Source organism: Mesorhizobium opportunistum WSM2075, from assembly GCF_000176035.2.
Classification (GTDB): Bacteria; Pseudomonadota; Alphaproteobacteria; order Rhizobiales; family Rhizobiaceae; genus Mesorhizobium; species Mesorhizobium opportunistum.
Map to the genome: position 1 here is coordinate 2,276,118 of NC_015675.1, position 12,042 is coordinate 2,288,159.

The window sequence follows — 12,042 nt, forward strand, 5'->3', positions numbered from 1 at the left end:
CCGCGTCGACATTTGGTTGCAGCCGCCGGGGTTGAGTTCGAAGGGGCACGTCGCTATGTCTCGGCCACGAGTTTTTAGAGTTGAAACAGATGAAGCCGCGCATTGCAGTCCTCGGTTGCGGATACTGGGGCAGCAACCACATCCGCACCCTCAAGGCGCTCGGCGCGCTGCACGCGGTCTCGGACGCCAACCGTGCCCGTGCCGAAGGTTTTGCCAGCGAACAGGATTGCCTGGCGATCGAGCCCGACCAGCTGTTCGTCCGCGATGACATCGACGCCATCGTCATGGCCTTGCCGCCGCAGTTCCATGCCGACCTTTCCGTGCGCGCCGCCGAAAGTGGCAAGGATTTGCTGGTGGAAAAGCCGATCGCGCTGACGGTCGCGGATGCCGAGCGCTCGGTGCAGGCGGCCAAGGACAATGGCCGCGTCTTCATGGTCGGACATGTGCTGCGTTTCCACCCCGCCTTCGAGACGCTGAAGGGGCTGATCGACAAAGGCGAACTCGGCGAGGTCCGCTATATCCACTCGCATCGGCTCGGCCTCGGCAAGTTCCACACCGAGAACGATGCGTTGTGGGACCTGGCGCCGCACGATCTGTCGATGATCCTGGCCATCACCGGCACCGAGCCGATCGAGGTGCGCGGCGAGGGGGCGGCCCTGCTCGACAGGCTCAGCGACTTCGCGCATCTGCACATGCGCTTTCCCAACGGCCTGCGCAGCCACCTCTTCGCGTCACGGCTCAATCCCTATCGCGAGCGGCGGCTGACGGTGGTCGGCACCAAGGCGATGGCGGTGTTCGACGATGTCGAGCCCTGGGAGCGCAAGCTTGCCGTCTACCGTCACGCGGTGTGGCAGGACAGCGGCCAATGGGCGTTCACCACCAACGAGCCGTCCTATGTCGCGGTCGCGCAAGGCATGCCGCTGACGCGCGAGCTGGAGCATTTCATCCAGTGCATCGAGACGCGGGCCGAGCCACGCACCAGCGGCGAGGAAGCGATCAGGGTGCTGCGCATCCTGACGGCGGGAACGGTCACCCACACCAAGTCCTGAGAGACCGTTTGGAAATTCTACTCTGGCGGCCATCTGACGGCGTTTTCTGCGCTTCCGGTGCTCACGGACCCAAATGTCCGCTGCGCTCCGGTTCTCGAAATCACCACCATATGACTCGCCAGAGCGAATTTCGAAACGGTCTCGGAGGGTAGAGTTTACTCGGCCGGAATCTGGGCCGGCTTTGCGGCAAGCCGGCTGAGCATCGCCTCGGCCTCGGCGCCACGCTCGGAGCGCTCGATGAAGCCGCCGCCGAAGACGCGGGCCTCGTTGCCGTCGTCGGAATAAAGCACGCAGGCCTGTCCGGGCGCGATGCCGGACTCGCCATCGGCCAGTTCGACCGAAGTCACGCCGGCCTCGTGACGCAGCACCGCCGGGCGCGGCGGCCTGGTCGAGCGGACCTTGGCGAACAGCTCGATGCCGCCTGCGGGAATATCGGTGAGCTGACCGTCGCCAAGCCAGTTCATATTGCGCAGGTAGATCTTGCGCGTCTCCAGCGCCTCGCGGGGACCGACCACGACGCGGGCCCGTTCGGCGTCGAGATGGACGACATAGAGCGGCTCGCCGGACGCGATGCCGATGCCGCGGCGCTGGCCGATCGTGTAGCGCAGGATGCCTTCATGGCGGCCGAGCACGCGGCCGTCGATGTGCACGATGTCGCCCGGATTGGCGGCTGAAGGCTTCAGCTTGGCGATGATGTCGGAATACTTTCCCTGCGGCACGAAGCAGATGTCCTGGCTGTCCTGCTTGGCGGCGACCGTCAGCCCCATCTCCTCGGCAATGGCGCGAACCTGCGGCTTCGACAGGCCGCCGAGCGGAAATCTGAGATAGTCGATCTGCGCCTGGGTGGTGGCGAACAGGAAATAGCTCTGGTCGCGGTCGGCATCGACCGGCCGGTAGAGCGCGCGATGGGCGCCGTTGGCGCCGGAGCGGATGTAGTGACCGGTGGCCAGCGCATCGGCGCCCAGCTCCTTGGCGGTGGCCAGAAGATCGGCGAACTTCACTGTCTGGTTGCAGGAGACGCAAGGGATGGGCGTTTCGCCGGCGACGTAGCTCTCGGCGAACGGGTCGATGACCGCCTTGCGGAACCGTTCCTCATAATCGAGCACGTAGTGGGGAATGCCGAGCGTCTCGGAGACGCGGCGGGCATCGTCGATATCCTGTCCGGCGCAGCATGAACCGGCCCGGTGCGTCGCCGCGCCATGATCATAGAGCTGCAAGGTGACGCCGACGACGTCATAGCCCTCGCGCTTCAGCAGGCCGGCGACCACGGACGAATCCACGCCGCCCGACATGGCGACGACGATGCGGGTGTTTTCGGGACGTCCGGGAAGATCGAGACTGTTCATGGTGCTTTCATTCTGCGCGGCACCTGAATGCCAATGTCGAGAATATAGGTCAAGCTTTCCGGCGACGCCAGCTTGCAAGCCAATTCACGGGCCAATTCACGGCTTGTGGCCGATCCGCGACCGGACGGATTTTCCCGGCCAATTCAAGGCTTCCAGCCAGATATTTCAAATGCCGGCGAAAAGACTAACGCGGCGTTCACGATCCTTACCTAGTCATTAGGGTCTGCTTAGGCAATTTTTAAAGCTGTGGCGGTAACGTGGCGGGGATTGGGTCTTTGAGTTTTTTGTAGAGAGTACGATGACCGATCTGGTTAGACCTAGAGTCAAGTATGTTATCGGGCCTGACGGCAGCCCCCTTACGATTGCCGATCTGCCGCCGACGAACACGCGTCGCTGGGTCATTCGGCGTAAGGCGGAAGTGGTCGCGGCGGTGCGTGGCGGACTTTTGAGCCTCGAAGAGGCCTGCCAACGCTACAAGCTGACCACAGAGGAATTCCTGTCCTGGCAGGCGTCGATCGACGAGTACGGTCTCGCCGGACTGCGCACCACGCGCATCCAGCAATACCGGCATTAGAGCAGTTCGAAAACAATCAAAGGGCGCGGCACTCCGCGCCCTTTTTGTTTTTCGAGCAATTTCCGGCGGTCACACCGTCAGCGCCACCTTGCCGATCGGCTTGGTGGCGAGAAAGGCGTGGGCAGCGCCGGCCTCTTCGAGCGGGAAGCTCTTCGCCACATGGACGGCGAGCTTGTTCGCATCGATCAAGCGGCCAAGTTCCACCAGGCCTTCGCGATCGGGCACGACGGACATGCGCTCGACCCGGATGTCGCGCGCGCCGGCATCGGCTCGCGTGGCGTCGTTGACATTAAGCAATGACACCAGCACGCCGCCATGCTTGATGACCTTCAGCGAGCGATCGGCATGATCGCCGCCCACGGGCTCCAACACCAGATCGATGTCGCTGATCTGGCTTGTGAAATCGCGCTTGGTGTAGTCGATGACCTCGTCGGCGCCGAGCTTGCGGACGAAATCGAGCTTGTTTGGGCTGGCGGTGGCGATGACGTAAGCGCCGCGCGCCTTGGCGATCTGCACCGCCAGATGGCCGACACCGCCGGCACCCGCATGCACCAGCACGCGCTGGCCCGATTTCAGTCCACCATGGCGGACAAGGCCTTGCCAGGCGGTAAGGCCGGCCAATGGCAATGCGCCGGCCTGGATGTGGTCGGCTCTCTTAGGCTTGAGTGCGATTTCATCCGCGGGGACAGTCACCAGTTCCGCGTAGGCCGCCGCCTGCTTGGGGAAGCGCGGCATGCCGAACACCTCGTCGCCGATCTTGAGGGCGGTGACGCCGGCGCCCAACGCTTCGACCGTCCCCGAAATGTCCCAGCCGAGGATGAAGGGCGGCTCGCCAAGCAAGGGATAATAGCCGGCGCGTACGGCGCCATCGACGGGATTGATGCCGGCGGCCTTGACTCGAACCAGCACCTCGCCGGCTTCGGGCGAGGGATCGGGCTGGTTGGCAATGACGAGGACGTCGGGTCCGCCGACGGTGTTCTGGATAACGGCACGCATGGGGTGTCTCCTGCTTGGTTGGCGCCACTATCATTTGGATAGTAATGATCTCTTGTCTAGTATATACCTTTTTGATATATAGGTACCCTATGGATAGTGAAGATAGTTGCTCCTTCGGCTATGACGCGTTCCGACGGACATGTCCGTCGCACACCGTGCTCGAGATGCTGGCCAGCAAATGGGTCTATCTGGTGGTTTGCGCGCTGCGCAAAGGTCGGCAGCGCAATGGCGAGCTTGCCCGCAAGCTCGAAGGCATCACGCCCAAGATGCTGACGCAGACATTGCGCGTGCTGGAGCGCGACGGCCTGGTGCGGCGGGAGGTCTATCCGGTTATTCCGCCACGCGTCGAATATGAGCTGACCGAGCTTGGCCAGAACCTGGCGGGATTGCTCACCCAGATCAGGTCATGGGCCGAGCAGCATGCACCGGACATCAAGGATGCCCGCGCAAGGGCGATTGCCGCAAATGAAGGGGATTGGGCCGCCTAGAGCCGGTTCACCCTCTCGAGGCCGTCGCCCGGTAGGTTGCGCGCGCCGGGCGGACGCGCTCGGGACGCGGATGTCAGCCGATCATGGCGCTGCGGCCGCCGGTTTCGGTCTCGCGGATCTTCGTGTCGCGCGATTCCAGCATTTCAGCCTTGGAAAGCTCCGCTTCAGCTTCGCCGAGTAATGATTCGGCAGCGCTTCGCTGCTGGGCGAGGTCGCTTTGCGAATTTCTAAGGTTGTCGCGGCGCAAACGCGCCGCCTTGGCGAAGGTCGGATAGGCGAAATGGTTGATGTCGGTGATGCCGGCTTTCTTTTCCTCGGCGGTGATCTGAAGCTCCAGTTCGACCGCCATGCGTTCGAACTCGGCGATCATCATGTCGAGCTGCAGCAGCTGACGCCGCTTCTCATTCACCTGAAACTGTTTCAGCCGAACGAGGTTTTCACGTGACTTCATGATTCGGTACTCCCGGAAACGCACACCCGCACATATCGTCCAAACCGCTTGGAAAGGCCCAAGCTCTGCCCGTGTCCACCGGCATTCCCCGAACTATGGGAAACAAAATCCTAAAGTTTTTTGCCGACGGTAACCATTCGTTTACGGGCATTGTTAATCATACGGGTCAGGGCTTAAGGCCGGGTAAAAATTCCGGCCGCCGAAGCGAAGCCGCCTCGATGAGTCCCTGGAGTCACTTAGTCCAGGTTATTAATGTGTTGCATTAGGAATTTTGGTCTGTGATTCGTTATTAGATTCAAGAGGGTGTAGAAAGGGGTTAAAAAATCTGATACCGTCATGGACGGGAAATTAGGTTTTGTTAACCATTCAATGGCAGCCTCTGCACAAGGCAACCACTGCTCCGGGGCAGGACGGGTCGTGAAATGGTCCGGCGGCAGAAAAGGGGAATGAAATGCGTGTTCTGCTGATAGAAGATGACAGTGCAACCGCACAAAGCATCGAACTGATGCTGAAATCGGAAAGTTTCAACGTCTATACGACGGACCTCGGCGAAGAGGGTGTCGATCTCGGCAAACTCTACGACTACGACATCATCCTTCTCGATCTCAACCTGCCCGACATGTCCGGCTACGAGGTCTTGAGAACGCTTCGCCTCTCCAAGGTAAAGACGCCCATCCTCATCCTCTCCGGCATGGCCGGCATCGAGGACAAGGTACGCGGCCTCGGCTTCGGCGCCGACGACTACATGACCAAGCCTTTCCACAAGGACGAGCTGGTGGCGCGCATCCATGCCATCGTGCGGCGTTCCAAGGGCCACGCCCAGTCGGTCATCACCACTGGCGACCTGGTGGTCAATCTCGACGCCAAGACCGTTGAGGTCGGCGGCCAGCGCGTGCACCTCACCGGCAAGGAATATCAGATGCTGGAGCTGCTCTCGCTGCGCAAGGGCACCACGCTCACCAAGGAAATGTTCCTCAACCACCTCTATGGCGGCATGGACGAGCCGGAGCTGAAGATCATCGACGTCTTCATCTGCAAGCTGCGCAAGAAGCTCGATGCCGCGTCCGGTGGCCAGAATTACATCGAGACGGTCTGGGGCCGCGGCTATGTGCTGCGCGAACCGGAAGACATCCGCGTCAGCGCCTGAGCTGCAAACGCCGTCACCATCGATAAAAACCCGGCTCAGGCCGGGTTTTTTGCGTGATGAGCGGATACTTCGTGATGGGCGGATACTTGCGGGGCGAATGCTTGCGGAAAAGCGTTCCGGATTTTTCCCGGAACGGTTCCAGGCCCGAATCAGGCGGCGATCTTCAAGGCGCGAAAGCGCTCGAGCAGCTGCGGGCGGTTGAAGGGCTTCAGGAGATAGCCCTGGGCGCCGGCGCGCTTGGCCCGCATGATCGACGCAATATCGAGCTCGACCAGCGAGATCAGGATCTGCGGCCTGATCGGGCTTTCCATGGCGCGTACGCGGCGGATGAGGTCAACCGCCTGCACGTCCGGCAGGGCGCCGTCGACGACGATGATGTCAGGCATGTCGGCGGCACACATCTCCAGTGCGTCAAGTCCGCTCGCTGCTTCGATGATCATCATGTCGGAACCGCCCAGGATGCGTTTTGCAACCTTCCTGATGACGCTCGAATCGTCGACGAACATGCAGCGTTTCATTTCCGAGTCCTCTTTGCCTTTTGGCAATCCGGTAGCGTCGGGGGCATCGAGGAGCACCATAAGCCAATCTGGTAAAGAAGCCGAAAAGGCATTGGGTAAAATTTTTGCAAAGATGCCATTTGACTGACTTTTCCTTGCAGATGCTTCGATATGGTCGTTTGGGAGAAAGCTCAACGCTTCCAATTCAGCGATCGCGCTAATATTACGCTGTTAAAAATACTTATTCTCCGTGCAGATCGACCCGGTACTCAGGCCGCTGAAAGTACGATTTCTTCCGCCGTGGCGTGGATCGATATCGTCATGGCGGCCTCACGGGCCAGAAGCAGCGTGTAATAAGGCTGGACCGAATGCGCATCGATCGGCTCTTCCGGCTTGTGGCCGGAATGCAGTTCGAGAAATTTCGGCGGCACGCGCAGCATCGGCCCGCTTGCCGAGAGTGAAAAACGCGGCTCGGTTTCGAGATTCTCCAGCGTTACGACCAGCTTGCCGCCGCGCGGGATGGCGGCGTTGGCAACCAGGAGCAGGTTGAGCAGCAGCTTGACCTTGTTCTTGGGCAGCAGCGCCCGGATCCCGTTCCAGACCAGTTCCGGCTTTTCGTTCTTGAGGAAAGCGATGGCGACGGCTTCGGCGTCTCCGGTGTCGATCATCATGCCCGCCGAGCCGGCCGCGCCAAAGGCGATACGGGCGAACTGCAATCGGGCCGAGGCGTTTCTGGCGCTCTGGCGGATGAGCCGCATGGCGTCTTCATCGGCGCCGCCCTCGTCGAGCAGCTCGAGCCCGTTGTTGATCGCGCCGACCGGCGAGATGATGTCGTGACAGACGCGGCTGCACAAAAGTGCAGCCAGATCAGGTGCGGAAAGGGTGAACAGATCGGCCATCGGCGAAAATCCCTGCAAATTTCACAACTCACGGCCGAGCGATCGATCGCCGCCTGCCAACACGAATCACGCTCGCTCCCCGAGCTTTTGAATACACAGCGCCCGTGCGTGCAGCAACAAATCCAAAATTGTGGTCATGGCAAATGGCGCGTTCACGCAGGCCGCCGCCCATGTGAGCGACCCCAAACAGCCTTCGAACCGCCATGTTCATGTGCGAGCTTAATGGTTGAAAAAGGATTACGGCATAGTTTGCCCCTAACAGTTACCCTTAACGGCCGCCTAAAGAGCCGTACGGGGTGCGAGGCGTCGGCGAAGGTGCTCCCTGACGGAGATTGGAAGCATGTTTTCCCGATTCTATGACCGGACCTTTTTCCGTGTCACCTCTGGCCGGAACCTGTTCCGTGTCATACCAGACCGGACATTTGTCCGTGTCGTATCAATGGCGATCGCGCTCATGGGTGCTCTCGTCTTCTCGACTTCAGCCCTGCGGGCCCAGGAATATACCGCTCAGGAGATTGTCGATTCCGGTCACAAGTTCTTCGGCGCGACATCGGGCGGGCTGGCCACTGTCATCGAGAAGATCTTCGCTTCCTACGGCCTGCCGAACGGTTACCTGCTTGGCGAGGAGGGTTCGGGCGCGCTCATCGGCGGCCTGACCTATGGCGAAGGCACGCTCTACACCAAAAATGCCGGCGACCACAAAGTGTTCTGGCAGGGCCCGTCGCTGGGTTGGGATTTCGGTGGCGAGGGATCCCGGGTGATGATGCTGGTCTACAACCTCGACGATGTCGGTAACCTCTACAACCGCTACGGCGGCGTGGCGGGGTCGGCCTATGTCGTGGCGGGTGTCGGCTTCAATGTGCTGAAGAACAACAATGTGCTTTTGGTACCGATCCGAACCGGTGTCGGCGCCCGGCTCGGCGTCAATCTCGGCTATCTGAAACTGACCGAGCGGGCGACGTGGAATCCCTTTTGATCGCAGCCCGTCGTGACCGCAAAGCCGGCTTTCGACGGGGTTGTAGGGCCGTGATCCCCAATGCGCTGCGGCAAGCCCTTGCCGCGGCGCCGGAATTCCGCCATGCCAAGATGGTACGGTCCAGTTCAGGCGGTTGCCGCCGATAGCGGGTAGTCCTTTGGTTCAGTCGGTCCTGTTCTTTGCCCTTGGCTTTCTGTGTGCCGGCTTTCTTGCGCTGATGATCGCTCCGGCGGTCTGGCGGCGTGCCGTCGCCCTGACCCGCAGGCGCATCGAAGCTTCGATCCCGTTGACCCGGGCCGAGATCCAGGCCGACAAGGACCGGATCCGGGCCGAGTACGCCATGTCGGCGCGTCGCCTCGAGATGAACGTCAAGGCGCTGCGCGAGAAGGCGGCCGAACAACTCGTCGAGATCAATCGCGGCCGCGAGGCGTTGAAGGGGCTGGCGGTCGAGCGCACGGACAAGAACCACGCGCTCGCCGAACTCGGCGCCAAGAACGAAGCGCTGCGGCAGCGCGAAGAGGAACTGCATCAGCTTTCGGAGCGGCTCAAGGAAACCGAACGAAAGCTGGAAAAGCGGGCGCTCGAGCTCGAAAAGCTGGAGCACATGTACGACGACGCCAGTTTTTCTTCCAGCAGCCGGCAGATCGAGTTGGTGGCGCGCGAGTCCGAATTGCAGAAGCTTGCCAGTGACATCTCGCTGCTGCGCGGCCAGCGCAAGGAGGCGGACCGCCGCCAGCAGGAGATCGCGGCCGAAAGCAAGGCAGCGCGCGAGGCCCTGAAGGCCGAGAAGAAAAGGACGGCTGAACTCGACAAGAAGGTCGAGCGGCTGCTCGCCACGCTCGCCGATCGCGAGGACAAGCTCGAGCGCCGCGAAAAGGATCTGGCGCGGCTGCGCGAAAAAGCGAAAACCGAGGATGGCGGACCGGCTCTGCGGCTGGTCGGCAAGCCTGATCAGGCCGACAAGCTTGGGACTGACAGGCGTGACGAGGCTGAAAGGCGCGATGAGGCTGCCAAGCGTGACGAGGCTGAAAGGCGCGATGAGCTGGATAGGGCGATCGCCAAGCTCGACAGCGATCGCGAACGGCTGGAGGCCAGGCTGACGGCGCTGGCGCGCGAGAACAAGCGGCTGAAGGCGGATCTCGGCGCCATGGCATCATCGGGCACCACGAATGGCGGTGCCGCGCTGCGCGAGCAGATGAACGAGCTGGCGGCGGAAGTCGTCCACCTGACGGCCAAGCTCGAGGGGCCCGATTCGCCGATCGCCAAGGCGTTGGCGGTACCGCAGGACAGCCGACCCAGCGGCGACCGCAGCCTCGCCGACCGTGTGCGAGCCTTGCAGAATGCGGATGCGACCTGAGCCGGCAGCTGTCGTTCTCCTAAAACCGAGGTCACTTTCGGGCGACCTGCCTTAGCGGTGCGAGAAATGATGCAGGGCAATGGCTGAGGCGGCCGCGACGTTCAGGCTGTCGAAGCCTTCCGCCATGGTTATCCGCACGGTCTGCAGGCGCGCGAGCAGGCTTTCGGGCAGGCCTTCGCCCTCGGTGCCGAGATAGAGCGCCAGGCGCCCGGCCGACTTTGCATCGCGTATGTCGGTCCGTCCGCGTGGAGACAGCGCGAACTGCTCAAAGCCTCGTTCGGCCAGCATCGCCGTGAAGCCGGCGGTGTCGGTGAAGGACGCGAAAGGGATCTTCAGCGCGGCGCCGACCGAAACACGGATCGCCTTGCGGTACAGCGGATCGCAGCATGTCGCGTCGATCAGCACCGCATCGGCGCCGAAGGCGGCGGCGTTGCGGAAGATCGAACCCATATTGTCGTGGTTGGAAATGCCGACGAGCACCACGACCAGGGCGAGGGCGGGCAAGGCATCCAGCAATGGACCGGCTGGCTGCGGCGTCTCCTTGCGGCCGATGGCCAGGATGCCGCGATGCAGGTGAAAGCCGGCGATCGCGTCCATCACCGCACCGGTGACGATATAGACCGGCAGATCCACGGGCGCCTTGTCCAGCGTGTCCTTCAGGCCGCCCAGCCGGCTTTCCAGGACCAAGACGGATTCGGCGCTGAAGCGTCTCGACGACAAAAGCAGGTCGAGCACCACCTTGCCTTCGGCGACGAAGCGGCCTTGCCGGCCCGCAAGGTCGCGTTCGCGGATATCGAGATAGGCGGCGACGCGCGGATCCTGCGGGTCGTCGATGCGAATTGGGTTCATGTCCCTTGCTCAAAGATCGAGAGCGCGGTTCGTGCGTCGAAAAGGACGCACAAGCCACGCTCCGGAAATCGTCAGCGAGGTAAACGGCCGCAGAAGCGTCCGGTCAAGTCCCGGCGCGGCGCAATCTCTGTGCCATCTGGGACAGGTCCTCCTTGCCGCTGCCGAAAATACCATCCAGCATGACAAGCAGTTCGCGCACCGCATCGGATTTGCAGGAGTAGTAGATCATCTGACGGTCGCGGCGGGTGTCCACCAAATCGAGCGCCCGCAGCTTGGCCAGATGCTGCGAGAGGGCGGATTGGCTGAGCATCACCTTTTCGGCGATAGCGCCGACCGACATTTCACCGTCGATCAGATAGCTCATGATCAACAGCCGTTTTTCGTTGCCCATAAGCATCAAAAATTCAGCCGCCGGTTCAGCGTTGGCGATTAGCTTTGTCGAGACCATGAATGCCCCATGCTGTTTGCTCATCGAGGTGCCATGGGGGCAATGGCGCCTGAATCCATAAATTCACTTGCGAAAGGACACTGACGAGTCAGTGCCACCCCTTGAGCGTAGAACATTTCTTCCAAATCTCAAGCATTGCTTTTGATCAAATGCAATTAAGTTCTGTCACTTGTCTGCATCATTTCGCGGCCGCCCCTGGCCATTTCGACCAGAACGGGCCGAAGTTCGCGCGCCGCCACCAGGGGTTGCGGGAAGAAAACCCGGCAAACACTGTCCCCCGACATCAAATCCATGCCATCGGCATCCAATCCGGCGATGGTCCAGCCCTCGCCGGATGCCCTGGCAAACTGATGTGCATAAACGGCGACCGCGTCGAGATGTTCCGCGTTCATGTGCTCGATGGCGGATTGTTCGCTGGCCGCAAGCTCTTCGACGATGGGTCCGCTGCTGGTGAGATCGGACCGATCGAGCAGATAGGCCTTGCCGAAGCCGCCATTGAGGCTGGCGCGTTGCGGTTCGAGGCGAAAGATCGAAAAGTCGCCGAGCCCGGCATAGAGGCTGGCCTTGGGATTGCGGTTGAGATAACGGCGCTCGGCGCGCGCGTGGATGTCCGAGCCACGCTCCAGCCGCGATGCCCAGCAGATCAGCGTCAGGCGAGGATGCGCCAGCGGGTCGCCCTTGCCTGGCTCGCCGAGCAGCAGGGAGCAGCGCGGATCGGCAAGCAAGGCAGGTGTGTGCGCGGAAAGCATCGACACCAGGATCAGCGGCGCGCCGTCGATGTCCGTGGCCACGCCGACCCGGCTCGCCAGCGGCGACCCGGTCCGCGGCTCCAGCACCGCTAGTGCGCCGGAGCGGGCGCTGCGCAGAAGCGTCTTCGCCAGCCGGATCGCCTCGGCATCGGTCTCGCGGATCACATCCTTCTTTCTCTCGCCCAAGGGTCCGGCTCTTCTAAGTTGATCTTCATA

The 12,042-nt window shown here is 61.7% G+C and carries 14 protein-coding genes; 6 read left to right on the top strand and 8 right to left on the bottom strand.

The window, feature by feature from the left end; translation table 11 throughout:
• The first annotated feature begins 89 nt into the window (after nt 1-89).
• Nucleotides 90-1,049: a Gfo/Idh/MocA family protein gene (locus MESOP_RS10845; protein WP_013893377.1), complete on the top strand. Its 960-nt coding sequence runs from the start codon at nt 90-92 to the stop codon at nt 1,047-1,049.
• 155 nt (nt 1,050-1,204) lie between these two features.
• On the opposite strand, the gene mnmA is transcribed toward MESOP_RS10845, so the two are convergent.
• Nucleotides 1,205-2,395, bottom strand: a complete 1,191-nt coding sequence (gene mnmA / locus MESOP_RS10850) for a tRNA 2-thiouridine(34) synthase MnmA (RefSeq protein WP_013893378.1) — start codon at nt 2,393-2,395, stop codon at nt 1,205-1,207.
• 298 nt (nt 2,396-2,693) lie between these two features.
• Between mnmA and sciP the strand changes: the two genes are divergently transcribed.
• Entirely contained in the window at nt 2,694-2,969 is a 276-nt protein-coding gene (sciP, locus tag MESOP_RS10855; RefSeq protein WP_006203587.1) for a CtrA inhibitor SciP, read from the top strand.
• Nucleotides 2,970-3,038: 69 nt separating this feature from the next.
• Here sciP and MESOP_RS10860 read toward each other — a convergent pair whose 3' ends face one another.
• Nucleotides 3,039-3,965: an NADP-dependent oxidoreductase gene (locus tag MESOP_RS10860; protein WP_013893379.1), complete on the bottom strand. Its 927-nt coding sequence runs from the start codon at nt 3,963-3,965 to the stop codon at nt 3,039-3,041.
• A gap of 89 nt (nt 3,966-4,054) precedes the next feature.
• Here MESOP_RS10860 and MESOP_RS10865 point away from each other — a divergent pair, with 89 nt between their 5' ends.
• Nucleotides 4,055-4,453: a winged helix-turn-helix transcriptional regulator gene (locus MESOP_RS10865; RefSeq protein WP_013893380.1), complete on the top strand. Its 399-nt coding sequence runs from the start codon at nt 4,055-4,057 to the stop codon at nt 4,451-4,453.
• 73 nt (nt 4,454-4,526) lie between these two features.
• Here the strand turns inward: MESOP_RS10865 and MESOP_RS10870 are convergent, their stop codons facing one another.
• Complete coding sequence (locus tag MESOP_RS10870; RefSeq protein WP_013893381.1) at nt 4,527-4,904, bottom strand: flagellar export protein FliJ; 378 nt, start codon at nt 4,902-4,904, stop codon at nt 4,527-4,529.
• Between the two features lie 451 nt (nt 4,905-5,355).
• Here MESOP_RS10870 and ctrA point away from each other — a divergent pair, with 451 nt between their 5' ends.
• Nucleotides 5,356-6,051, top strand: coding sequence for a response regulator transcription factor CtrA (ctrA, locus tag MESOP_RS10875; protein ID WP_006203583.1), 696 nt, complete (start codon nt 5,356-5,358; stop codon nt 6,049-6,051).
• A 149-nt stretch (nt 6,052-6,200) separates the two neighbouring features.
• Here ctrA and MESOP_RS10880 read toward each other — a convergent pair whose 3' ends face one another.
• Nucleotides 6,201-6,569, bottom strand: coding sequence for a response regulator (locus MESOP_RS10880; RefSeq protein WP_013893382.1), 369 nt, complete (start codon nt 6,567-6,569; stop codon nt 6,201-6,203).
• Between the two features lie 248 nt (nt 6,570-6,817).
• Entirely contained in the window at nt 6,818-7,447 is a 630-nt protein-coding gene (gene chpT, locus MESOP_RS10885) for a histidine phosphotransferase ChpT (protein WP_013893383.1), read from the bottom strand.
• Nucleotides 7,448-7,886: 439 nt separating this feature from the next.
• Here chpT and MESOP_RS10890 point away from each other — a divergent pair, with 439 nt between their 5' ends.
• Both MESOP_RS10890 and MESOP_RS10895 read left to right on the top strand, forming a co-directional pair.
• Entirely contained in the window at nt 7,887-8,423 is a 537-nt protein-coding gene (locus MESOP_RS10890) for a DUF1134 domain-containing protein (RefSeq protein WP_083833235.1), read from the top strand.
• A 157-nt stretch (nt 8,424-8,580) separates the two neighbouring features.
• On the top strand, nt 8,581-9,780 hold the full coding sequence (locus MESOP_RS10895; RefSeq protein WP_013893385.1) for a coiled-coil domain-containing protein: 1,200 nt from the start codon (nt 8,581-8,583) through the stop codon (nt 9,778-9,780).
• A 51-nt stretch (nt 9,781-9,831) separates the two neighbouring features.
• Here MESOP_RS10895 and MESOP_RS10900 read toward each other — a convergent pair whose 3' ends face one another.
• The 3 genes from MESOP_RS10900 to MESOP_RS10910 form a co-directional block, all read right to left on the bottom strand.
• On the bottom strand, nt 9,832-10,629 hold the full coding sequence (locus MESOP_RS10900; RefSeq protein WP_013893386.1) for a TrmH family RNA methyltransferase: 798 nt from the start codon (nt 10,627-10,629) through the stop codon (nt 9,832-9,834).
• A 103-nt stretch (nt 10,630-10,732) separates the two neighbouring features.
• On the bottom strand, nt 10,733-11,077 hold the full coding sequence (locus MESOP_RS10905; protein WP_013893387.1) for an ArsR/SmtB family transcription factor: 345 nt from the start codon (nt 11,075-11,077) through the stop codon (nt 10,733-10,735).
• 155 nt (nt 11,078-11,232) lie between these two features.
• On the bottom strand, nt 11,233-12,012 hold the full coding sequence (locus tag MESOP_RS10910; RefSeq protein ID WP_013893388.1) for a HugZ family pyridoxamine 5'-phosphate oxidase: 780 nt from the start codon (nt 12,010-12,012) through the stop codon (nt 11,233-11,235).
• Nucleotides 12,013-12,042: the final 30 nt, after the last annotated feature.